General features: G+C 43.9%; 17 protein-coding genes and 1 pseudogene. 9 read left to right on the forward strand and 9 right to left on the reverse strand.

The genetic code is table 11. The features are described from left to right. Positions 1 to 4: 4 nt before the first annotated feature. Genes SNR28_RS03165 through SNR28_RS03175 form a run of 3 tightly spaced genes read right to left on the reverse strand, consistent with a single transcriptional unit; the run spans position 5 to position 2,789 of the window. Positions 5 to 955, reverse strand: coding sequence for an iron chelate uptake ABC transporter family permease subunit (locus tag SNR28_RS03165; RefSeq protein WP_375749575.1), 951 nt, complete (start codon positions 953 to 955; stop codon positions 5 to 7). After that, a complete protein-coding gene (locus tag SNR28_RS03170; RefSeq protein ID WP_375749576.1) occupies positions 945 to 1,889 on the reverse strand; it encodes an ABC transporter permease in 945 nt (314 codons plus the stop codon). The genes SNR28_RS03165 and SNR28_RS03170 overlap by 11 nt, the downstream gene beginning before the upstream one ends. Before the next feature lie 6 nt (positions 1,890 to 1,895). Beyond that, a complete protein-coding gene (locus tag SNR28_RS03175) occupies positions 1,896 to 2,789 on the reverse strand; it encodes a siderophore ABC transporter substrate-binding protein (RefSeq protein WP_375749577.1) in 894 nt (297 codons plus the stop codon). A 202-nt stretch (positions 2,790 to 2,991) separates the two neighbouring features. On the opposite strand from SNR28_RS03175, the gene lpdA reads away from it, so the two are divergent. The 8 genes from lpdA to SNR28_RS03215 all read left to right on the forward strand — a co-directional run bounded on the left by lpdA (position 2,992) and on the right by SNR28_RS03215 (position 14,496). Then, positions 2,992 to 4,398, forward strand: coding sequence for a dihydrolipoyl dehydrogenase (gene lpdA / locus SNR28_RS03180; RefSeq protein WP_375749578.1), 1,407 nt, complete (start codon positions 2,992 to 2,994; stop codon positions 4,396 to 4,398). A gap of 244 nt (positions 4,399 to 4,642) precedes the next feature. Next, complete coding sequence (locus SNR28_RS03185; protein ID WP_375749579.1) at positions 4,643 to 6,664, forward strand: hypothetical protein; 2,022 nt, start codon at positions 4,643 to 4,645, stop codon at positions 6,662 to 6,664. Positions 6,665 to 6,763: 99 nt separating this feature from the next. After that, positions 6,764 to 7,240, forward strand: a complete 477-nt coding sequence (locus SNR28_RS03190; RefSeq protein WP_375749580.1) for a hypothetical protein — start codon at positions 6,764 to 6,766, stop codon at positions 7,238 to 7,240. A gap of 59 nt (positions 7,241 to 7,299) precedes the next feature. After that, a complete protein-coding gene (locus SNR28_RS03195; RefSeq protein WP_375749581.1) occupies positions 7,300 to 8,118 on the forward strand; it encodes an FTR1 family protein in 819 nt (272 codons plus the stop codon). Beyond that, positions 8,115 to 9,536, forward strand: coding sequence for an FAD-dependent oxidoreductase (locus SNR28_RS03200; RefSeq protein WP_375749582.1), 1,422 nt, complete (start codon positions 8,115 to 8,117; stop codon positions 9,534 to 9,536). Before SNR28_RS03195 ends, SNR28_RS03200 begins: the two co-directional genes overlap by 4 nt. A gap of 44 nt (positions 9,537 to 9,580) precedes the next feature. Next, entirely contained in the window at positions 9,581 to 10,171 is a 591-nt protein-coding gene (locus tag SNR28_RS03205; RefSeq protein WP_375749583.1) for a hypothetical protein, read from the forward strand. Further along, a complete protein-coding gene (locus tag SNR28_RS03210) occupies positions 10,168 to 11,553 on the forward strand; it encodes a hypothetical protein (RefSeq protein WP_375749584.1) in 1,386 nt (461 codons plus the stop codon). The genes SNR28_RS03205 and SNR28_RS03210 overlap by 4 nt, the downstream gene beginning before the upstream one ends. A gap of 126 nt (positions 11,554 to 11,679) precedes the next feature. Further along, a complete protein-coding gene (locus SNR28_RS03215) occupies positions 11,680 to 14,496 on the forward strand; it encodes a cytochrome D1 domain-containing protein (RefSeq protein ID WP_375749585.1) in 2,817 nt (938 codons plus the stop codon). Between the two features lie 90 nt (positions 14,497 to 14,586). Here the strand turns inward: SNR28_RS03215 and SNR28_RS03220 are convergent, their stop codons facing one another. Continuing rightward, a complete protein-coding gene (locus tag SNR28_RS03220) occupies positions 14,587 to 14,889 on the reverse strand; it encodes a hypothetical protein (RefSeq protein WP_375749586.1) in 303 nt (100 codons plus the stop codon). A gap of 363 nt (positions 14,890 to 15,252) precedes the next feature. Between SNR28_RS03220 and SNR28_RS03225 the strand changes: the two are divergent. After that, positions 15,253 to 16,053: pseudogene (locus tag SNR28_RS03225) on the forward strand (VirK/YbjX family protein). On the opposite strand, the gene SNR28_RS03230 reads toward SNR28_RS03225, so the two are convergent. The 5 genes from SNR28_RS03230 to SNR28_RS03250 form a co-directional block, all read right to left on the reverse strand. Continuing rightward, positions 16,019 to 17,641: a diguanylate cyclase domain-containing protein gene (locus SNR28_RS03230; RefSeq protein ID WP_375749587.1), complete on the reverse strand. Its 1,623-nt coding sequence runs from the start codon at positions 17,639 to 17,641 to the stop codon at positions 16,019 to 16,021. The pseudogene SNR28_RS03225 and the gene SNR28_RS03230 sit on opposite strands and share 35 nt — an antisense overlap. Positions 17,642 to 17,797: 156 nt before the next feature. After that, a complete protein-coding gene (locus SNR28_RS03235; protein WP_375749588.1) occupies positions 17,798 to 18,295 on the reverse strand; it encodes a flavodoxin in 498 nt (165 codons plus the stop codon). An 18-nt stretch (positions 18,296 to 18,313) separates the two neighbouring features. Then, on the reverse strand, positions 18,314 to 21,880 hold the full coding sequence (nifJ, locus tag SNR28_RS03240; protein WP_375749589.1) for a pyruvate:ferredoxin (flavodoxin) oxidoreductase: 3,567 nt from the start codon (positions 21,878 to 21,880) through the stop codon (positions 18,314 to 18,316). A gap of 17 nt (positions 21,881 to 21,897) precedes the next feature. Then, positions 21,898 to 22,119: a hypothetical protein gene (locus SNR28_RS03245; RefSeq protein ID WP_375749590.1), complete on the reverse strand. Its 222-nt coding sequence runs from the start codon at positions 22,117 to 22,119 to the stop codon at positions 21,898 to 21,900. After that, positions 22,116 to 23,387, reverse strand: coding sequence for a 4Fe-4S binding protein (locus tag SNR28_RS03250; protein WP_375749591.1), 1,272 nt, complete (start codon positions 23,385 to 23,387; stop codon positions 22,116 to 22,118). The genes SNR28_RS03245 and SNR28_RS03250 overlap by 4 nt, the downstream gene beginning before the upstream one ends. Positions 23,388 to 23,630 lie beyond the last annotated feature (243 nt).

Consider the following 23,630-nt stretch of genomic DNA (forward strand, 5'->3'; position numbering starts at 1 on the left):
ATACCTACATGATCTTGTTTTTTAGTAAAATTCGGAGGAAATAAAGTCCCCCAAAGAAGTTGATGACAACACTGAGCGTAGTTTCGAACTCAAGTACATGCTCGATAATGAGCTGTCCACCTAACAGAGTGACCAATGAAATTAAGATACAGCCTAGAAATAAGGTTTTGTGTTGATAGCCAGTCAACCACTCACGGGTAAGATTTGTCACTAAAAGACCAAAGAAGAGTATCGGTCCGACTAGTGCGGTAGAAACCGCGATGAGTAAGGTGCTTAGCAACAATACTTTCTTGGTAACGTTTCGAACATCGACGCCAAGGCTTATGGCATTGTCATTATCCAGCCACATCACATTCAGCACGTTGTTGAGCTTAAACAGCCAGAACGCGGAAAGAGCAATAATCGGTGCACTGATATAAATAAGCTCTGTTTTTACATTGTTAAAACTCGCGAACATGCTGGACTGAACCATAGTGAACTCATTAGGGTCCAACATCAGTGAAAACATGGATGCAATATTCGAAAACAGCTGACCAAGCACAACCCCTAGTAATAGCAAGATCATTAGATTGCGTTTACCGGAGTGGAAGTAGAACTGAAACAGTAAAAATGAAAAGCTGACCATAAGCACAACGCATACTATAAAGTTAAGGTATGGGTTGAGTAGGAACTCACTGAATCCACCTAGCATATATACGATTAACACCTGAATTAGCATATAAAGCGCATCAAAACCCATAATTCCGGGAGTCAGAATCCGGTTATGAGTAATAGTCTGAAATGCCAGCGACGATAGGGCTATCGCTGTCCCTGAAAGTACAACGGCAATCACTTTTGGCGTTCTTCGTGAAAGAAAATACTGGTAGTTGTCTGGTGTGAGACCAATACCAAGAATTAACGTTGCTCCCAAAAGTGTCAGGGCTACCAGTACAAGCAGTTTGGTTTTATCGGTCATTGGTTTCTCTCTTTAGCAATAGAACGACAAAAGCCGAACCGCCAACAATACTGATGATCATGGATATTGGGAGTTCGTATGGGAAAATCACGATACGTCCGATAATGTCGCAGACGAGAATAGTGCACGCACCGAGCGCGGCAGTTAAGGGGATGTTTTTCTTTAGATTGTCACCGTTAAAGTAAGAGATGATATTCGGTACTATCAATCCCAAGAAAGGCAACTGGCCGACAATCATCACTACACTTGCCGAGAGAACGGATACGAGAATAACACCGATAGTGACGATCTGGCTGTAGTTAAGCCCAAGGTTAATCGCGAAGCTCTTACCAATACCAACAGCAGAGATGCGAGTGGCATATAGGTAGGTAAATATCGCGATAGGTACTGAGATATAGAGTAACTCGTAATCACCCTTGAGAATGTTGGCGAAGTTTGCCATGGTCCAACCAGACAGGTTCTGTAACGCATCGTATTTGTATGCGATAAAAGTAACGAGAGACTCAACAATATTGCCGAAGATAATCCCTATCAATGGAACAAATATGGCGTTCTTAAACTGTATAGACTGAATCAGTTTGATGAACATCAATGTACCAAGAATAGCGCACAAAAAAATAAGCCATAGTGCTTCACCATGTCCAAAAAAAAGCAGGCTTAGCATGTAACCAAACATCGCACATTCAATAGTTCCAGACGTGGATGGGGCTGCAAACTTGTTTTGACTTATCTGTTGCATTACTAACCCAGCTATACTCAGGCCCGCTCCAGACAATAGAATAGCCAGTAGTCGGGGGAGACGGCTGGTAATCAACAAGTTCCAGGCTTCAGCGTCACCGGATAGTATTGCTGAGAGAGATAGTGGGCTTACTCCAACGAAAAGAGAAACAGCGCTGAGGAAAATCAGCGCTGTAATGAATATTCTTAACCACATTGCTAATTAATGCGCCATATCGATAATCATCTGTTTTGTCGCATTCACACCTGCAATTGCAAGATACCAGGCGTTGATATCTAGAAAGACCATACGATTATTTTTGTACGCAGGGGTGGATTTAACCAGATCGTTGTCAAACTGCTTTCTGGTTTCACTTTTGCCCTTGTTAACCAGAATATCCCGGTCGACAACTAGCAGATTGGAAGGCTGTTTTTCACTGATAAATTCGTAAGAAATCAGATCACCGTGACGGCTCTCTTTTATACCTTCAACTGTTTCGGTGTATCCGAAGTCCGTGTAAATCGATGCAAAGCGAGATTTAGCCCCAAACGCAGTGATGTTGCCACCGGAACTCATCACGGTCAGTGCGTCTTGGTTGTTGTTCTGATTGTCCGATTTGATATTGTTTATCTGTGCATCGAGAGATTTGATAGTCTTTTCTACCTGGTCTTCAATTTGAAAGACTTTGCCTATGTTGCGCCATTGATCCTGAGTACTTTGCCAATACGACTTTTTCCCATCGACCGCAAATAGAAGAGTAGGAGCAATATCAGACAACTCTTTGTATGCTTTCGCACCTCTTGAACCTACGATAATAAGGTCGGGTTTGAGATTGTAGATCGTTTCAAAGTCAGGTTCGAAAAGAGATCCAGAAGAAGGGTAAGCATCAGTATCATACTTTTTTAGATATTCAGGATAGGTTACGCCTTTGCTAACTGCTATAGGGTCAATATCAAAGTAATCGAGAACGTCTAGAGAACCAATACCGATAACGACGACTCTTTCAGGAGTAGTATCAATATTAATAGTTCCTAAAGGGTGTGTCACAGTAGTGGCATTAGCGATGGAAAAAAGGGGAGCTATTGTGAATATCAATATTGTGAGTAATTTATGCATATTTATACCGAATGATAATGATTTGTATTTGCGTTCGAAGTATACCGAGTTGTTATAGATCTTCAAGACCATTGACAGTTTTCACCTTATAGAGAACAAAAACGGCAAAAACGCTAATTTCTGATTGTATCCGTTTCTAAATGTGGATAATGTTTCCTATAGGAAACTTAATGTGCATTTTGGAATTATTTAAGGACAAGTAATGTCAGATATCATAAATGTTGATGTGGTTGTTTTGGGTGGTGGGCCAGGTGGTTATAGTGCTGCGTTTAGGTCTGCTGATTTAGGGTTTAGTGTATGTTTGGTTGAGCAGAACAACACATTAGGTGGGGTATGTGTGAATGTCGGTTGCATTCCGTCGAAAGCCTTGCTTCACGCGAGTGCATTTATAGAAGAGGCGAAAGAGTCCTCAAGTATGGGTATTTCGGTGGGTGAGGTTGATATTAACCTTGATCAGCTGCGTACTCATAAAGAGCACACTATAAATAAACTCACTTCCGGGCTAGATTCATTGTGTAAAGCTCGGAAAATCACACGTATTCAGGGACGAGGAAAGTTTACGAATCAAAACACCTTGCTTGTGAATGATGGTGCTGAACAGGTTCATTTTAAGCACGCAATAATCGCGACAGGCTCGTGCCCTGTCTCACTTCCTTTTGCTCCAAATGACTCAAGAGTCTGGGACTCTACGGACGCACTGGCTCTAAAAGAGATACCGAAAAAACTGCTTATCATTGGTGGTGGCATTATCGGGATGGAAATGGCCCAGGTCTACTCGTCTCTTGGATCTAATATAACGATTGTTGAAGCGTTGGAGCAGATTATTCCTTCGGCAGACAAAGATCTCGTTATGCCGTTGAATAAGACACTAAAGAAGAAATACCAAATATATACAAAAACCAAGGTTACTGAGATGCGCTCAGGAGATGAAGGTATAGAAGTGAGTTTCGAGCGTAAAAAGGCCCCGGAAACTGAACAGTTTGACGCTGTCCTGATCGCTATAGGCAGGACTCCAAACACTCAAAACCTGGGGCTTGAAGAGCTGGATATTGGTGTTGACGAAAAAGGTTTAATCCCTGTTGATAGCCAAATGCGTTCTGCTATTCCGAACATCTTTGCTATCGGTGATATCGTTTCTGGACCAATGCTGGCACATAAAGCGACTCATGAAGCCAAAGTTGCTGCAGAGTCTATCTCCGGTTTGGAATCCCACTTTAACCCTTCTTCTATTCCTTCGGTTGCGTATACTTCTCCAGAAGTGGCGTGGACAGGACTAACGGAAAAAGAAGCTAAGTTACAAGGTGTCGACTACAGCGTAGGTAAAGTTCCCTGGATGGTCAGTGGTCGAGCAATCAGTGTAGGTGCTGAAAATGGTGTAACGAAAGTACTGTTTGAGAAAGATACCGGAAAAATTCTTGGTGCAGGCATATGTGGTGCGAATGCAGGTGAGTTAATCCATGAGATCTCGGTGGCGATGGAAAGCGGAACGACATTAAAAACGCTTGCCCACACCATTCACGCCCATCCAACGTTGGCAGAAACAGTAGCAATGGCGGCTGAGCTGGTAGATGGCTCTGTTACGGATATGCTACCCCAGAGAAAGCGATAACTTACTAAATTAAAGGCAAAATATTATATGTTTTGCCTTCAAATATTCATTTGAATTCAATCTGATGCATAAGTAAGCCAAATGCGAATCATTCTTTATTCGAAATATCTATAGCTCTTTTGATCTAAAACAAAGAAGTCCTTCTCTAACTCTTAAGTGGTATGGCTAATGATAACGGTTATCGTTAGCATGCGCATCACCGCATCATGCCTTGATGATTTAGACATATAAAAAAGGACAAGTAGTGAAAAAGACAACAATAAGCCTGGCCGTTTCGGCATCACTCTTTACCTCTGCAGTGTTCGCTGCACCTGAAGTGACAGTACTCGATAAAACTCACCAACCAGCGGGAAGTTTCCTTGCCTACACCGAATTCGAATTGTCTGGTGAGCCTTTGGCTGAGTCTCTGGGGCTGGATTTAGACGTACTGGATCCAAACATCGCAAACGTACCAACAGCATTTGATTTTGCGGCAGGTATTGAAAGTTACGAGTACTCAGAAGAAGCGATGTACGCTTTAAACTACCAGTCGACAATGGGCCCACATATTGTAAATGGTCCGCTTAACCAAGCACGTGGCGGTAAGCTTCATGACCTTGGGAAACGCGTGATTGAAATGGCTGCGGCAGTAGGTTTCCCTGCAAGCGAAGTTCCTCAGAATATGTATCCGATCTCTATTCCATATATGTCTGGTAGCCCTGAATTTGCTCAGACTCCTGATACAACGACAGTGAATGGTGATGAAGTTGAAATTACGACTGCTAAAGGTGAAGACAAAAAAGTACAGGTGGTTGTCCCTGCTTATTTCCGAGACTACAAAACGCTGTCCTGGGATGAGTCTTCATTTGATAAGACACTGAACCCGGCAGCAACCGGTGGTATCTTCCTGAAAGAAGTGATGTGGTCGCAAGACTTCCTTGGCGGCATGCATGTCACTGAAACCGAAGAAGAAGTTGAAGCAGACTCGGCTACGATGGATCAAGACGGCAAGCATAGCCTGGGTGTTTCCGCAGCGGATGGCTTCAACGGCATGCTTCTAACAGAGATGTCTATCGACAAGCTCCAGATCATTCAAAAAATGCTTGGCTTCGACGGTACGAAACTGGGGGTGAAGTTTGGTCCTGATTACAACCCGGAAAACGGCCCAATCTGGTTTGCACACAAGGTCTCTGTTGAAGAAGAAAAAGTAAATGGTGTAAACGCGATCAAAGCGTTAAAAGTGAGTGATTCTTCATCTCAGCTTCGTGATACCTGGATGATGCTTTGGCCAACGGCTGAGTTCTTTGCCTTTACTGACCAACGTGAAGCGAATACAGCGCAAAATCCAGCGTTTACTGCTGTATTTGATGGCGCTCCTTTTGCAGCAGCACCATCGCAAAACATCGATGCAAATCAGGTAAACGATGTGATTGCAGATGACGCATTCTCTCTGGCAAGTAACATCTCCAACTTGTTATTCCAGAACATCGCAGCACTTCACTTCAACGATGAAAAAGGCACATTTGTCACTGAGTACAAAGATGGTCAGCAGGGTGATCAAGTTGATATCTATGATTCATCCTACTCGATTGTTGCGCTTTCAATTTACCAGCGTGCGAAAGACGCACTACCGGTAGGGTATGCCTCTGCTGAATCTGGCGATGTAAACCTTCAGAGCAAGCACGGTAAGCAAGCACTTAATATGATTGTTAAACAAGCTGACTTTATTCTTGCAAACATGGTTGCAGAAAATGGCCTTGTGTTTGATGGCCTGACTCTGGATAAAGCGATGACCCGTTCTGGTGAGCAATCTCTGGACGCTCAATTTGCAACGATTCGTGGTCTTGTTGCTGCATACCTGGCTACAGATGACATGAAGTATAAGAAAGCCGCGCGCTCAATCTACCTTGCGGTGGAAAGAAACATGTTCGATAAGAACATCAACACATGGGCTGCTGTTCCTGGTCAGGCTACGATTCATACACCATACACTGCGGCTGCTATCTCTGGTGGTCTTCGCGAAGCGATTCTTCATCTTAAAAACGAAGAAGGCGAAAACGAACCTGCATTCGAATTAACAGCACTTACTGATCGCTACGTAAGCTGGTTCCGAGGCGTAATCAACGGTGGCATGCAGTTGGCTGAGTGGATGGGTGATTCAGGTGAAAACCAGATCAAAGGCAGTAGCTCAACAGATACTGACGAAGATGGTGTTCATCAGGTTATCGCTGCCGGCGGAAAATATGGCACAGCAATGACAATGGCAAACAAAGTCAGTGTTAAATAACATAGATTAGCTAAGTTAATGTTTAAGCAGCGATTTTTAGTCGCTGCTTTTGTTGTTTCTGATTCAATATAAAAGCGGTAGTGGTAGTAGGAATATAAAATGTCTGAACAACTTATCTCGCAAAATCGTTATTCTCCTTGGAGTCTTCGTACCTGGTGGGCGTCTTTGGCGTATCACCATAAATGGGCGGAAGCTATTTTATATTTGATGTTTGCGTCTGGTTTGCTTCTTTGGAACCGTGTAGAAGTTATTTGGGAAATCGAGAAGTGGGCGTTACTGGTACACATGTTGGCAGGTGTTTCTCTGTTTTCCCTCATAGTCGGGGCATTCTGGATGTCTCACCGTCGGTTAATTGTGAAGAGCAAAAAGCCGTTCCTTCGCCAAACCGGAACCATTATCGAATGGTTGTTAGTCATCTGCTCGGTGAGCGGTTTCTACCTGTTTTTCTGGGGCGCTCCGGGGAACACTATAGGTGAAATTATTTCTGATGTTCACTTCTATTCATCGTGGTTACTGGTACCACTGGTATTCAGGCATGCCATGCGCTGGACCGTATTGCGCATAGTGAAAAAATAGTAAAACTAATAATAACAAAGAGTTAAGGTTGATCTTTTCTCACAAAATACAGAGGAAATATGTTTGCAAGTTTCTTAATTACCTTAAGGGAAGGTCTGGAAGCCTTCCTTCTTGTTGGTATCGCGTTGTCTTATCTGAATAAATTGAATGCTCGTCATTTTAACAAATACATCTATCTAGGCGTGGCGGTTGGCTTGGTCTTATCCATTGCTGTTGCGTTTGTTTTTCAGGTTGTAGTGAATCAGTTCAGTAATGAGCTGTACCAGAACTACCTGATGTCCGGAATTCTTCTTTTCGCGACTATAGTACTGACCTATATGGCAGTCTGGATGCAAAATCAGGCGAAAGGCCAGGTTGCTCAAATGCAGCAGGATATTGGTGCAATGGTTAGTACAGGTAATCTTCTCGGGTTGGTATTTCTTTCGATGCTTGCCATTCTTCGTGAAGGCTTTGAGACTATCCTGTTTTTCTCTGCTCTTATGTATTCAAGCTTCGGTGAGCTTAGTACTCAGGATGCACTTATAGGTGCAGTATTGGGACTGGTACTTGCGTATGTGCTGGTCTGGGTAATGATGAAGAGTACGAGAAAGATGCCTTTGACCGCTTTCTTTAAGTGGACCAGTTTACTCATCATCATCATAGCGGCTGGCTTGTTATCTTCCGCAGTTAACATGCTACAGGCTGCCCATGTTCTGCCAATTGTCTACCCTCAGATGTTCGACATTTCCCACATCCTTGATGACAGAGGTGTGTTCGGTACGTTCCTAAGAGCCTTGTTTGGTTACAACTCATCACCTGGACTTCTACAACTTTCTGTTTGGCTTATCTACATGTTTATATTTATTCGTTTTTGGCAAAGAGGATACAAAGCAGCATGAATACCTCATCAAACAAGCAGGTTGTTATTCTAGGTGCAGGGCCGGCTGGCTTAATGGCTGCCTGGGAGCTTAATGAAGCGGGTCATCAGGTAACGCTTATCGAAAAAGAAGAGTTTGCAGGCGGAATGTGTGCAACTCAAACATTTAAAGGTAAGGAAGGGGAGTATCGATTCGATTTCGGTGGTCATCGATTTATCACCAAAAACCCGAAACTACTTTCCTTTGTTGATGAGCTGCTTAGTGATGACCTTATGTTTGCTCAGCGGAAGAGTGTGATTCGGTATAGAGGGAAAAAGTATCAGTATCCTTTGGAAATGATGGATCTGATTAAAAATGCACCCCTATCTTTGTTGTTTGGTGGTGGCTTCGATCTATTTATGCAGTTATTCAAAACGAAACCCGAAGATCGCTCCAAGGTCAGTTTTGCCGAGTGGACAGAGAGTCGTTTCGGTAAAACGCTCTACACGCATTTTTTCGAAGGCTACACAGCAAAACTTTGGGGAATCAACCCTCGCGAACTATCTGGTGATTGGGCTTCCCAGAGGATCAGCCTTATCGACCTTAAAGACATCGCCAGACGTATGCTTCCGGGCAAGCGTTCCAATATTCGTACTTATGCCAGACAGTACCGATATCCAAAGTGGGGTTTCGGACAACTTTATACCCGACTGGCTGAAGAGCTTGAGAAGCAGGGTGTTCGCATTATTTATAATGCAGAAGTCACCGGACTACAGGTTTCTGAAAATGGCACGATAGAGCAGGTTGAGTTCAGTAAAGGCCTGGAGAAACACACGCTTTATGCTGAGCACCTGATTTCCACTTTACCTTTACCGCTGATGACTAAACTGACGGGCTTTGATAGTGAGCTTGAGTTCCGTTCTCTTCGGTTCATGAACATGCCGATGGAAACTCAGAATATTTCAGACAACACATGGCAGTACCTTTCAGATCCTCACATCTTGGGTACTCGCCTACAAGAGCCGCGTCGTCGCTCGTCTTTTATGTCTCCCGAAGGTAAAACTTCCGTAATGATCGAAATTCCGTGCAACAAGAATGATGAAATTTGGAGTATGGATGGTGGGGAGTTAAGAAAACGTGTTCTTGACGACCTGGACTCACTAAACGTTGATCCCGAACTGTCTACAGGCGAGTTTTTTACCTCCTACAGCGAACATGCTTACCCCTTGATGGATATGAGTTATCAGGAAAAAAGAGAGAAGGCAATCAAACATTTGGCTCAGTTTCCGAACTTGGTCATGACAGGCAGACAAGGAACATTCAGGTACATTTTTACTGATACTGCAATGGAGATGGGAATGATGGCCGCACAGTCTGTCATGGATGGTAAAGACCGTCAGCGAGAGATATTTGATTACCGCAATGAAAAGACGGTGATTGAAGTTCAGAGTGTTGCCTAACGTTATTTGTAAAGAAGCAACAAAGATAAATTGAGACTTAACTTATGAAAAAAGCCTTTATTAGCAGCGTAGTTAAAATGCTGCTGCTTTGCATAGCGTTAGCAACATGCTCAAATGCATTCGCTTACTCTTATGCTGCCGCTGGAAAGGAGCCGTTAATTGATGGTCGTGAAGCAATATTGCAAGCCCTGGATGCTGAGGATTATCAGGCGGTTCAGGATGCGGTGGATGGACTTGAAGAAGAGTTTGCCTATCTGAAAAGTGATCACGACGTCGATCTGCTAACACCCATGAACAATGCAATTGCTCAGAAAGATGCTCTGCAGGTTGAATCTATTATCGATAGTGCGGTTGTTGAAGAGATTGTCCGTCGCTTGGATGGAGCAAGCAAAAATCTCGGTGATTATCAGGTTGCCAAAGTGTTAGTAGTAAAGAGTAAGCTGTTTTTAGATTTGATATTGCCGAAGCTGGATGATGTAAATCGCCAGCAAGCAAACGAGTCTATCGTGGCGGTTTTGGAATCTATCGGCAATCCGGGTGTTTTTGGCGTAGGGCAGACTCCGGCTGATCCAGAGCGCTTTGAAGCTGAGCGAGCAAAACTGATGGCCTCGGTACAAGGTCTGAAATTTCATTGATTCAGATGAAAGGGCAACATTGGATTTATGCTGTTTTTATCGCTGCTTATCTGTGGTGGGGGATTTGGCTTGTCCAATATCCAATGCAGATAAGCAGTGATGATGCATTTAATTTCTCTCGGGCGGTGGAGCGTTTCTCAGTACTTGAGTTTCGTCCACACTTTCCTGGATATCCGGCTTTTGTGGCGATGAGCTGGGGTGTGTCCTTGTTTGGAAGCGGTATCGCTCCAAATATCCTGGTTTCTTTTTTGTCTGTACTTGCAATTCCCCCTTTACTCTTCGCCTTGGTGTTTCGGTTGAGTCAGTCTGGTGTAGCTGCAGTGTTTGCGGGATTCTTGGTGATGACTCAGCCTTTGATGGGAGCATTGGCACTCAGTGGATTGTCCGATTCTATGGCATTGGCAATGTTATTGTTGGCTTTCATTTCTGCACTAAGTAAACGATATGCTCAGGTAGGGTTATGGATTGGCCTGATGTTGGCGGCACGTCCTTCGTACTTTCCTTTAGCAGCCAGTTTTTTGCTTCTTCCTTTAATTATTGTCAACCGACAAGAAAGAGTGTCCGCATACATCAAAGCCGCTAGCGTTATTTTAGTCATCGGAGTGTGCTGCTTTATTTTTGTGATGGCTAAAGACGGAACCGCTTACTTTGGAGAAGGGGTGCGCTTTACTCAAGGGCATTTTGATATCTGGGGCAATACCGCCTCTAGTCAGGATATGGGTTCAACTAAGTTTGGTGTGCTTAATCAATGGCTCGTTACCTTGTCAGAAGAGTATGGTACGGGACTGTTGGTTCTGATTTTGTTGTCCTTGATTGTTGGGCTGTTTGCATACAAACCATGTGCAGCAGCTCCATCGCATCTGCTTTGGCAAAGGGCAATTTCAATTGTTGGCGTTATTTATTTACTCTGGATTTTTCTGGCTCAGAACCCAGATAACCTTCGTCATTGGGGGCCTGTCTTCTTACTTTTTAGCGTCGTATTCCCGCTTCAACTATCTACTTATCTGCCCGACACTACTCATCATAGAACCTTAGGTGCTGTAACGATTTTAAGTGTGTTCTGCTTTGGTTTTAAAGGGGGTCAGCACCTTGATTTGAGCCAAAGAAATTCGCCAGTTCAGCAAGTAATCCAGTGGTTGAACAACAACAAAGAGATTCAACATGTAGGCACCAACTACCAGGTAAACCTTATTCGTGACACCTTCAAGGACCGAGCCATCTATGACATGTACTACCCAAGCAATGAAAAAAGGCTATTGAAGAGTAGCCACAACGCTTATCGCATCTCAGGGACCGAGCTGGTACAGCACAAATTAATTCAAACGTTTCCTGCAAGATTTAGCGGGGAACGGAAACTATTTCTATATAAATTAAGCCAGTAGTTCACTGGCGTTACTTATGAGCAACCCAAGATGTTAACAAGTCTAAATAAACTGTCTAAGTGGTTATTCCTTCTCATACTAACTTTTGTTAGTAGCTCTACACTGGCTGCTGACAAAAGTGCCTCCATGAGGATTAGCAAAGATAAGTCCATGATTTACAGTGCTAACTTTGACGCAGGAAGTATCAGCATAATATCGCGTGATAATGGGGAAATTCTGAAGGAAGCGAAAATTGGCGAAGATATTCGTCGAATCGCCTTCAGTGAAGATGAACAACATTTGTTAGCGACGGATTATCTCGCCGATAAAGTATTGTTACTCGATGCAAAATCACTTGAGGTGCAACACACAGTTTCGGTTCCTTCTCGTCCTTTTGGAGTGGTATACAGCGATAAGCATAAACTTTTTTACGTGACCAGTTTCGAACGGGATAAGTTGATGCTTATTAAGCACAATGGTGAAATTGTGAGAACAGTCGATACAGAAGCTTCTCCAAGAGGATTGGCTCTGACGGATGATCGCCTGTTAATTTCACATGCGATGACCGGACAGGTATCCATTTATGATGTCTCTGGTGAAGTGCCTCAATTGTCTAAAGTCATTCAACTCGCTGACAGTGCAGAAAATCCAAGCAAAACCGTTTCTCAGGGTAAACCAAGGCTTTTAGATAATATCGTTATTTCACCAGATGGTACGACAGCGTGGCTACCTCATGTGCTGTGGTCATTTGGTCACGATTTTCAGTTTCAGTCTACGGTGTTCCCGGCTATATCGATTATTGACCTGGAAAAAGGTAACGAACATGAAATCATAGACGAACGCAAGCAACTGTTTAAACAGATAAACATCATAGAAAGTGGTAACCGTATTCGTATTGTTTCTAATCCGCATGATGGTGCTTTTACAAATGACGGAAAAAAGGTCATTTTTACGCTTGCAGGCTCGGAAGATTTAATGGCTTTTGACTTGTCTCGTCAGCGCAAGAAGAACAAAAACCGTCACCGCCGTAAGAAGTTCCAGGGGGGGGTAAAGGCGACTCAGATATACCGTGGTGTACCGGGTAATAATCCTCGCGGTATCCTTATAGAAGGTCGTGAGCTCTATGTTCAGAATGCAATGTCATTAGATATCGCGAAGTTTGATACCGGTGCGCCAGGGCCGTTTTCCAAAATAAAATTGTCACAAGAACATTTTGCCTCTTTGGTTAAGGCAGACCCACTTTCACCTCAACTGCGCCTTGGCAAAACGTTGTTTAATAGCGCTAATACAGCGGATAACCCTGAATTTCCTATGGCCGGGGATTTCTGGATGAGCTGTAACTCATGTCATCTGGATGGTTTCAACTTTACCAATCGTCAGTTGATGGAAGATGGCAAAAAAGACCGTTTCGAAAATGCCCTGACTGGACACGTAGATGTCAGAAAGATGATCGCGGGTGATCCGGTTGGCGCCTATATTGATATCATACAAAAAACGCAGGGCGGTATGGGCGGAGATCCTCGAGAAGATGCTCCTGAGCAGGTTAGCGTGGAAAACCCACCAGTAGAAGCCGCGAAAATGATGACCGCGTTGAATGAGTATGTTCGCGCGCGTGAAAACTTACCTTACCTTTCTACCTGGCTTCGATTGGATGACAAAAAGCGCTACACCCATCCAAAAGAGTGGATTAACTCAGCGGAATGTAACGAGTGTCATACCACGATTTATGACCAGTGGGCAGATTCGAACCACGGTATGAATATGGACCACCCATATTATCGTCAGCATGAGGATGTTGCTGCCAAAGCTGAAGGCGAAGAGTTCCGCGTACTGTGCCGCGGTTGCCATGCTCCTCAGATGGTGATCAATAACGATAATAAGCCAATGAAAGAATATGGCGACATGTATGAAAAGGGTGGCCAATCCTTGATTGACGCTATGTCCCACGGTCAGGCGGTGAGTGAGCGCGGAACGGGCTGTGTATTCTGCCATCGAGTTACTGAAGCGGAAAATGCAGGAGGTAACACCGACCTGACAGTAAACCTGAAAGATCGCGAATCCTACGTGTTTGAAGATGCAGAGAGTAGCATGATGAAGTGGCTTTCTGAGAAGCAAATTAATGCTTCACCGGAGAAACACAAAGCGTCGTACTCTAATCCTGAGCTATATCAGAGCTCTCTGTACTGTGCGACCTGTCACAACGAGTTCACAACAGGGCAGGGGGCTAATATCAATGACAACTTTGGTGAGTGGCTGGCGTCACCGTTTAACTCACCGGAAGATCCTGCAAAGCACAAGACTTGTATCGATTGCCATATGACGCAGGATGTAACTGACTTTGATAACAAGGTAGCAGGGCAGTCAACCAATGATGGTCCGGTTAAGCAAAACATGCGCTCCCATCACTTTGTGGGCGGAAACTACTACTTTACAGGAATGCGAAACCAGGAACACAAAAAGCTGAGTATCGAAATTCTAAAGACCGCTTTGGAACTGGAAGTAGAAAAACAAGGAAACCTAATCACTGCGAAGGTAACCAACGTTAATTCCGGTCACGACATGCCTGGCGGTGCTCGTCGGCAAGTATGGTTGGAGGTTATCGCGACAGATGCAAGTGGCAAACAGGTGCTCACGAGCGGTGTCATGAGGGAGGGTTATATTCCTAAAGATGCGCGTAAGTTTATCAAGGTCGGTGTAGATAAAAACGGCAAACCGGTTGGTCAGCTTTTCTGGCGTTATGTGAAGATCGGTAAAGATACCCGAATCAAATCTGGTGAAACCCGAAACGAGGTGTTTGAACTGCCGCAACAGATTCAATACCCGCTCACAGTTTCAACTCGTGTGCTTTATCAGGTGTTTGCGAAAGGCCTTACCGACAAAGTTCGGGCAGCATACCCTGACGAAAACATTCCTGAGCCAGAGGTGATTGAGCTTGAAAAGGTTGTAGTTACTTATACCAAGTAGTTAAGCAAAAAAGGCGACCAGAGAGAAACCTGGTCGCCTTGTTTTTTGCTGAGCTAGTCGATCTAAACATAGTATCGACCTAATGTTCGGCTATTCACCAACCACCCTCTGTAGATAGTCGCATTTTATTTTGTTATCACCGGTATGTTCATTGTGGATGTCAATCTCTGCTTGTAACTCATGAGATGCAGGACCTTTTAAAGGCTCTTCAAAGTGTCGACCATTTACTTCATAGACCCCAACTCGGAGTTCCGCTTTCTCTAACTCCTCGATAACGACATTAATTTTATCTCTTATCTCCGAAAGCTCAGCAGCCTTGATGCCCAGCTTCCGAATTGAGTCCCCGCTAGAAAATACTTCTAATGCAGCTTCAACCCTCTCTTTCTGAGTCATATCAACCTCCGTTTTCTGCCATTGATGTAGCAGATATTTGCTAAACGCTGACAATGAAATTGTAGCTCCTTTTTTAAAGATTCGATGGATTTAGAAAGCTCAAAAGTATTTAAAAAAATAATGTTCGATTGATCTTTTATAATAGTGACTGTATAGTCACTCGCAAAAATGACCGGATGGTCACTAGTGTATGGCAAGCCAATCGTTGGTTGAAACCCGGGAAGAACCTTAGCGGCTAAGTTGCGTAATAAATATAACTATATGAAAGATTTTATTAATAATATTGACCAGGTAATGACACTTGCAAAAACCATATATCCTGGAAGTCGAAAAAAGCGTTACCGTTTTCTGTTTTGGGGGGGGATGAACAGTTCGACAATTAAAGAGATGAATCGGCTTCGGAGAAATGAAACATTGAAAGATGTGTTTATTCAGTATCCGATGATGAATGAAAAGCCGATGAAACCTTACGTCTGTGTGGGATGGAATCATAGAACGCGTCTGGAGCATTTCGTAAAACATTTTGAGTTTATGTCTGAGCATCTTGAAGGCGTATGTTCAGAAGTGTATAGCGATCGAGGGGAGTACTTTTTATTCTCGGTTACTGACAAAAACGACAAAAAATACCGGGTTGTTCTCTATTCCGGAGAATCGAGAGAAGGCTCTTGAGGGATCGCGATATTGAATGAATGGAATCAAAAGGTATATTCCATAACTTTTAATATTTCCGGAAACGACGCTATCTACATAGGCTCATTGCAAGGTGCCAGCGATGAAGTCGAAAATAGAACGGAGGTGATTAAGTCTTTGACCCGATCTTTACATGGTCTCAGACCTAAAGCTCTGATGATCGAACTTGTTCGATATCTAGCGACTATTTTTGAAATTAAGAACATCTTTTGTATAAGTAATGATGGTCACATTTATCGTGCCCTAAGATATACAGGCTCTAAACGTGAAAAGGTAACATTCAATTATGATGGCATTTGTAAGGAGCTCGGTGGTGTTCTGATAAACAGATATATGTACCAGATACCTGTTCAAGGTGAACGTAAGTCACTAGATAGTCTGAAAAGAACGAAGAGACGTCTGTATTCGAAAAGGTATGACTTTTTGGATGACCTTAGGTTCAATCTGGCGGATTCGCTGAGCCATAGTAGGTGATTTGATTTTTCCCGTTCTTTTTCGACACGTACATAGCACTGTCAGCCATACTAATTAAATCTTCAGCACCTAATCCATTATCTGGAAATTGGCTTACACCGATACTAAGCGTTGTTATGATTCGATGACCATCAATAAAAAATGGCTGGTTAAAAGTATACATAAGGCGCTTTAATATGGGTTCGATTTCGTTGGCATCTTTGGCTGACTCAATCACGGCAACGAACTCGTCTCCGCTGACACGAGCGATGGTGTCTGTACTACGTATGACTTGCCTGAGTCTGTCAGCAACTTCCATCAGAAGTGCATCACCGGTTGGGTGTCCGTAGTTGTCATTGACGCTTTTAAAGTTATCCAAATCCATAAAGACAACATAGGTGAGTGTATCGTAACGGTTAGCCCGACATAAGTGCTCTTGAAGTCGTTCTCCTAGCGTTAACCTGTTCGCTAACCCGGTAAGGTGATCGTGATGAGCCATGTCACTAAGCTTTGCCTCTGTTTCTTTGTAATAAGTGATATCCCGAACCAGACAAACGTAGCTTTGTTCTGCTCCTGTTTTGCCAATTACGCGGTTAAAGGTTATCGAGGTTGAAATGAGGGTTTGTTGCTTGGTTTTTAGGTAAACTTCACCGCTCCAGGAGTTGAATGAGGGCATTGCCGGGAGTACCTGATGGAGCTCAGAATCGACGAAAAGAGAGTCAAACGGGTGGTTTATCAGTTCAAACTTGTGATAACCCGATAGGCTGACCAGTGCTGCGTTTGCATCCATTACCATGCCGTGTTTGTTTATTACGAGTATTCCCTCTGATGTTGACTCAAACACCGCAGAGGAAAGGCTTTGTTGCTCACGGTGTCTGCGTTGCTCACTAACATCACGCATGACCGCAACCACCCCCTTTTGTGTCTGATTTTTATCGATAAAAGGAAAGTATCGTATTTCCAAATTGATCTTTCGGTTTTCAGGTGTGAGTTGAATCCTTTCATAGCATACCGTATCGCCTTTAAGCGCTTTATTTACGTACCGAGAGTAAGATAGATCCATTTTCTCACCGACGACCTGAGATACGGTGTGACCAATAACTTCTGACGGAGTTTTACCCAGCATATTGAGATAGTGTTGGTTAGCCGCCAGATAAACTTTGTCGTTGTTAATGACGGCAAGAAAGTCGTTAGTTGAGGTAAATAACTGTGCGTAAAGGTTGATTTGCTTTTCTGCCTGTATTCTTACAGTGACGTCGTGAATAACGCTAAACAGGAGCTTGCGATTATTGAAGTTTACCGGACTGGCAAACACTTCGACATCGCGTATATCTCCGCATGCCAACTTATGCTTAAAGAGAAAATGATTCTGGTTTAGGTTCTTAGCCCGCTGCATCTCTTGCTTTACTTCGTCAGCGCTAAGTTGGTTGATGTTCTGTATTTTTAGCTTTTGTAGGTGCTGCAAGCTATAACCATAGAACTCGACGGCGGCTAGGTTGGCTTTGATTATGTTTCCGGTCTCAAAGTCGATCAGAAGCATAGGTACGCGAGAGTCAGTAAACAGACTTGCGTAGGAAATATCCTTGCCAACCGTTAACTCTTCCAACATTAAGCTCTCCCTAGCACAGAGTAATAAACGCACCTATATGCATATTAGCAGTTTTATTTCAACAAATTAGAGAGAACTAATGTATTTTTCACCTTTTATTAAAAATAAGTCTTTAGAGCAAATTCTCAGTATTTTCTTTTAATTTGCTCAAAGTAATCATGCCAGTGAGAGCTTTAGCTGTGTTATCCACTTCTCGATACGTTCTGGAGTCTGCTCAGCCTGCCGTTCCATGTCTATTGCCAAACCGACAAACTGACCATCTTCCTCTGCTCGTGATTCGGAATGTGTGTAACCATCGGTTGACCAATGTCCTATGATGCTCGCACCGGCTTCTTCACATGCATCAGCTAAGTCAGCCATTGCATCGACAAAGGTATCTGCGTATTCCACTTGATCACCCAGGCCAAAGATAGCAACCTTGGTTTCAGCAAGGTTCAGATCTTCGATTTCATCTAAAACGTAGTCCCAGTCTGATTGAATTTCACCATTGTTTATTGTTGGTGTTCCAAGAACGACAAGATCATACTGCTCGAAGTCGTCGACATCCGCATCGGCAATATCGAAGCATTCACTACCAAATTGCTCTGCGATTTGAGTAGCAACTTTTTTAGTTGCACCCGAATCACTTCCAAAATAAACCGCTATGTTTTCCATTGTTTTTCTCTCTTTTAACTATTTCCACTCAGCAAGCTGGTTAAGTAGTGTTTGTTTATACTCAACCTGAAACTGTAGTGAGGTGATGCCTTGTTCAAAGCTTTGATGGTCTTTGGTCGAAAGTTGGTTAAATCTGTTTTGCAGTGTCACAAACTCAGCTACGCCCTGTTTGGCCGGACGGGAATCTAACTGAAGAGGAGCTTTACCTTTCGCTTTTCTCCTGGGATCAAATCGGTATAGAGGCCACAAACCACTAGCGACCAGTTCTTTTTGCTGTTCGATACCTTCAGACATATTGATACCGTGTGTGATGCAAGAGGCGTAGGCGATGATGATTGAAGGTCCCGGATAAGATTCCGCTTCTTGAATCGCTTTTAATGTCTGGTTCATATTTGCGCCCATGGCGACAGTAGCCACGTAAGCACTGCCATTGATCATGGCGGTTAAACCAAGGTCTTTACCGGCTATCTGTTTGCCTTCACTGGCAAACTTGGCAATAGCACCAGTCGGTGTCGCTTTGGACTGCTGTCCACCCGTATTCGCATAGACCTGATTGTTCAGGACAACTATGTTGACGTTTTTGTCTCCCGCCAATACGTGGTCCAAACCGCCAAAACCTATGTCATAGGCCCAGCCGTCACCACCTAATATCCAGACACTCTTTGCTACCAGTGAATCTGCATGTTGTTGGATTGGGTGGTTTTCTGGCATTAATTGTTTTAACTCGGCTACGTTCTTGCGCTGTTTATCAATGCCTTTTGCAGACGAGTCTTTTGCCAGCGAGATAAGGTCAAGATAAAGCACTTCCGGGAGCTCTGGCTTGATGGATTCCAGTTGCTCTAGAGCAATATCAGTTTCGCTGTCCACTGCCATTCTCATACCCAGACCAAACTCAGCATTGTCTTCAAACAGTGAGTTTGACCAGGCGGGCCCCTGACCCTCAGCGTTTTGGGTGTACGGCGTTGTTGGCAAGTTCCCTCCATAAATGGAAGAACAACCCGTCGCATTGGCGATCAACATATGGTCGCCATAGAGCTGCGTAATAAGCTTTATGTAAGGCGTTTCACCGCATCCTGAGCAGGCTCCGGAAAACTCAAGCAAGGGTTCCAGAAGCTGACTGCTTCGGGCATCGATGCGTTTGATATCAATTGGCTTTAATTCAGGTAGTTTGGTGAGGTATTCAAAGTTATCTTGCTGTTCCGATGGAACCGATTCTCTGGACACCATCTCTAGTGCTCCTAACACCTGCCCATTTTGAACGCTGTGTTCTTCTCGCATAGCAGGACACATTTCTGCACATAGCTGACAGCCGGTACAATCTTTTGGCGATACCTGAAGCGTAAATCGTTCTCCCTGAAAATCACGCAGCTTGTAATCGGTCACCTTGAAGGAATCTGGTGCATCATCCAGTAGCAGTGTATTGCTGATCACTTTGACCCGAATTGCGGAGTGAGGACAGACTAAACTACAGATATTGCACTGTGTACAGGACTCAGGATCCCAGTCTGGTACGAAGGAGGCAATATCTCTTTTTTCCCATTGGCTGGTTGCCGTAGGCCACTGACCATCTTCCGGAAACGCACTGACCGGTATTAGATCGCCACGGTTATGTAACAGCTCGGCAGTTACCTTGCGTACGAACTCAGGTGTGCGAATGGTCTTACTATGAAGTGATACCGCTTCGTTAAGTTGTTCAGGATTTGGGGTCACTTCGAACAAAGCACTGGCGGTTTTAACGACGGCATCATGATTCGCTTTAACTACCTTTTCACCTTTGTTGCGGTAGGTTTTAGTGATCGCTTGTTGCTGAAGATTCAAAGCCTTATCAGCATCAAATATATCAGTAAGCAAGAAGAAGGCTCTCTGCATTATGTTATTGATTCGCCCGCGTATACTCTGTTCGTTAGCGAGCCGGGTGGCATCGATGGTATAAACCTTAAGTTGCTTAGCCAGAATGTGCCCTTGCTCTCTATGCTGCAACTTCTGCCAGAGTACCTCTGGCCCATATGCAGAGTTAAAGAGTATGGTGGCTCCGACCTTGGCCTTAGCGAGAATATCGTTGTTCTTAAACAGACTGAATTGATGGCAACCAATAAAGTCAGCCTTCTCTATCAGATAAGGTGCGTCGATGAGTGATGTATCAAAGCGAAGGTGAGAGGTTGTCATACCTCCGGACTTTTTAGAATCGTAAACAAAGTAGCCCTGAGTAAACCAGTCACTGTTGTTGCCCGTTATTTTAATGGTGTTTTTATTTGCACCTACGGTGCCATCAGAGCCCAATCCATAAAACAGAGCGTTCAGCCTGGCTTCTTTGTAACTACGGGAAGAGGTTTGAACAGAGAGTGAACGATGAGTTACGTCATCCGTGATACCGATGGTGAAGTTATGGAACAGGCTGCCTTGTTCCATGTACGAGTAGATTGTCTCAACATGAGCTGGCGTAAACTCTTTGCTGGAAAGGCCGTATCTGCCTCCATATACGACGGGCGCTGACGTGATGTGATAGGTCGACCACGCACTGGATATTGCGCTAACCATATCAAGATAGAGTGGTTCTCCAATCGCTCCGGGCTCCTTGGTGCGATCCAATACTGCGATACGTCTTGTCGTAGAGGGTATCGACTTTATACAGTGCTCGATTGAGAATGGACGATAAAGATGGACACAAAGAACGCCGACCTTTTTATCTTCTTTAAGGTACGTCTCTACAACCTGATTAACGGTACTGGTTGTAGACCCCATCACCACAATGACATCATCTGCTTGCGGGTGACCATGGTATTCAAAAGGCTGGTAGTGACGGCCAGTCAACTCACCAAACTTCTCCATCATTTCAACAACGATTTCCGGACAAGCATCGTAGTAGCGATTGACTGCTTCTCTGGCCTGAAAATAGGTATCCGGATTTTGCGAAGTCCCTTTTAATGTAGGGTTGTCTGGCGTTAATCGTCGATTAAAGTTCTGAATGATAGCGTCTTTGTCTAACATTTGCTTAATCAGATAGTTACTAATGTAATCAATATGATTAAGCTCGTGAGAAGTTCTGAAACCGTCGAAGAAGTGAACAAAAGGTATTCTGCTTTTGAGCGTTGCGGCCTGCGCGATAAGCGCAAAGTCGTGGGCTTGTTGAACATTATTGCCGGCCAACATGGCAAAACCGGTCTGCCTGACACCCATGACATCCGAGTGGTCACAAAAAATCGAGAGAGCGTGTGTTGCTACAGTTCTGGCAGCTACATGTAATACGAATGGGGTTAACTCTCCGGCAATTTTGTACATATTAGGGATCATCAAAAGTAAACCCTGAGATGATGTAAAAGATGTTGCCAGCGAGCCAGCAGTTAGCGCTCCGTGTAAAAGCCCCGCAGCCCCGGCCTCTGATTGCATTTCGTAGATGTCAGGAACAACGCCACGGAAATTAGTCTGGCTTTGATTGGCCCACTCTTCACACTGTTCCGACATCGGGGAAGATGGAGTAATAGGGTAGATTCCAATGACATCGTTGCAGCGATAGGCAATAGACGCAGCAGCTTCATTGCCATCGACAATTCTTGTTTCGCTCTCAAATAGCTTAGATATATCCATGCTGTTTCTCTCCAATGCTATTGTTTGATGTCATCTGGGTCGAAGTTTTCGGCCCACTTACGTAAAACTTCCAACTCTTTCTGTTTACGCGCCTTTACATCATCGTTCTTTTGTGAAAACACATATTGAGGCTCGTGAGTACCGTTGGTATTGATGACAAGGCGCAAGTCCATGTTCAGAGTCACAAGGATTAATACGCTGGTAGCTGCGTAAAATAGATACAAAATATTCTTTCTCATGACTGAGCTTCCTCTACCTGAATCGCAATAGGTTGTTCATTTTCAGGGCGTTTGTTTACAAGAAGCTTCTTGCCCTGCTTAGGTTTTTTAACCCCGGATTTTCTGTTTTTCTTACTTGGTTTAGTGGCTTTTTTGTACCAGTCTTTCAAGAACAGCAGGTAGTCTGTCATGGCACTGATAGGGCAAAGCGTTTTACACCAAGGTCGATGAACAAATAATGATGTGAGTAATAGCAGGATGGTTAAGATGAACAGGTAGATGGGACCTATCATGCCAAACATAATGCCAAATGGTTCGTAGTTGAATGCGGCAGGCGCGCGGAAATATAAACCAGCCGCGAGTGTTGCAAGCAGTAATGCTCGGGGAAACCATACAAATGCCTTATGTTTCAGGCTGATTGTTTTGGCATTGGTCAGTTTTGACAAGCACTGCTGCGTTGTCCCCATTGGACAAATCATCTGACAATAGATGTTTTTGTTAAACATCAAAATATAGCCAAGTGTAAGAACAAGCAGGATGATAGCCGTGTAGTTTCCGAGGCCGGACATCCACGAGCCAGATATCAGGATGTTCATCGTGGAAGATGAGATCAAAGCAGCGGAGTAGAATCCAAAAATGCCCATTGATGCAATCATTAATGTCCACTGCATTTTCAGCTTGTGTGCACTGGAAGAGCGGCTGATAAACATGGCGGCAGCGAAAAATAGTACTGCTAATGCATCAATGAAACTAACGTTGTCAAAAGGGCTCCCTTCGTCCTTGAGGCGATAGCCAAACATTTGTTCCCGAATAGGGTCAATGGCATCGTTTGTTGCCTGTGTTATCCCGTTGGAAGATAAGGTAGCGCCACTAATGGCATCAACGGTTATGGTCTTTTTTCCCGACTGTCCAAGGATGTTACTCACAAGCCCGTTTTCAACGACCTTTGTGACATAAGAAGAGGTATCCTTGATAGAGAGTATGCTGGTTTGCTCTATGTCTCCTTGCATATCTATCCGAATAGCCATGCTCATCTCACCGCCATAGCCGACACCTGTACCGACACCTAGCCAGGCTTTTTGTTCTGAACCTTCAACGACCTGATACAAACCCTCGTCGACCTGAACCAGTTGCTGATTCTCGTTGACCAGTGAGTTGAGCATGGATATTTGGCGTTGTGATATTTCTAGGCCACCAAACCACCAGGCGGAAATGAGCAGTAATAATGAACCGACCGCTGCTAGCTTTTCGACGACTTGGCTCGAATTCTTTTTCGATCTTCTTGCCATTGTTTACCTACCTACAAAAGAAATTGCTTCGTTGTGTTTTATGTGGGTAATGGTATTCGTGTGGTGAGTGGCATAAAGGTAAAAACCAGTCGAATTTGGATAGAAATATGCCATTGATATTGAAGGTTGATATTTATCAATAGTCGATGAAACAGCGAAGCGAATGCGGCGTTAATAATGGAAAGAAATGAAGGGCAGAAATAAAAACAGCTCTGAACTTGCATCCAGAGCTATTAGAAATTG

The organism is Vibrio iocasae (assembly GCF_042245395.1).
Taxonomy (GTDB): Bacteria; Pseudomonadota; Gammaproteobacteria; order Enterobacterales; family Vibrionaceae; genus Vibrio; species Vibrio iocasae.

Excerpts from the sequence above, each read along its gene's own strand:
- SNR28_RS03200 (WP_375749582.1), top strand. The coding sequence starts at position 8,115 with ATGAATACCTCATCAAACAAGCAGGTTGTTATTCTAGGTGCAGGGCCG.
- SNR28_RS03245 (WP_375749590.1), bottom strand. The coding sequence starts at position 22,119 with ATGAGAAAGAATATTTTGTATCTATTTTACGCAGCTACCAGCGTATTA.
- SNR28_RS03230 (WP_375749587.1), bottom strand. The coding sequence starts at position 17,641 with ATGTTGGAAGAGTTAACGGTTGGCAAGGATATTTCCTACGCAAGTCTG.
- lpdA (WP_375749578.1), top strand. The coding sequence starts at position 2,992 with ATGTCAGATATCATAAATGTTGATGTGGTTGTTTTGGGTGGTGGGCCA.
- SNR28_RS03190 (WP_375749580.1), top strand. The coding sequence starts at position 6,764 with ATGTCTGAACAACTTATCTCGCAAAATCGTTATTCTCCTTGGAGTCTT.
- SNR28_RS03195 (WP_375749581.1), top strand. The coding sequence starts at position 7,300 with ATGTTTGCAAGTTTCTTAATTACCTTAAGGGAAGGTCTGGAAGCCTTC.
- SNR28_RS03170 (WP_375749576.1), bottom strand. The coding sequence starts at position 1,889 with ATGTGGTTAAGAATATTCATTACAGCGCTGATTTTCCTCAGCGCTGTT.
- SNR28_RS03220 (WP_375749586.1), bottom strand. The coding sequence starts at position 14,889 with ATGACTCAGAAAGAGAGGGTTGAAGCTGCATTAGAAGTATTTTCTAGC.
- SNR28_RS03215 (WP_375749585.1), top strand. The coding sequence starts at position 11,680 with ATGAGGATTAGCAAAGATAAGTCCATGATTTACAGTGCTAACTTTGAC.
- SNR28_RS03205 (WP_375749583.1), top strand. The coding sequence starts at position 9,581 with ATGAAAAAAGCCTTTATTAGCAGCGTAGTTAAAATGCTGCTGCTTTGC.
- nifJ (WP_375749589.1), bottom strand. The coding sequence starts at position 21,880 with ATGGATATATCTAAGCTATTTGAGAGCGAAACAAGAATTGTCGATGGC.
- SNR28_RS03235 (WP_375749588.1), bottom strand. The coding sequence starts at position 18,295 with ATGGAAAACATAGCGGTTTATTTTGGAAGTGATTCGGGTGCAACTAAA.
- SNR28_RS03250 (WP_375749591.1), bottom strand. The coding sequence starts at position 23,387 with ATGGCAAGAAGATCGAAAAAGAATTCGAGCCAAGTCGTCGAAAAGCTA.
- SNR28_RS03165 (WP_375749575.1), bottom strand. The coding sequence starts at position 955 with ATGACCGATAAAACCAAACTGCTTGTACTGGTAGCCCTGACACTTTTG.
- SNR28_RS03175 (WP_375749577.1), bottom strand. The coding sequence starts at position 2,789 with ATGCATAAATTACTCACAATATTGATATTCACAATAGCTCCCCTTTTT.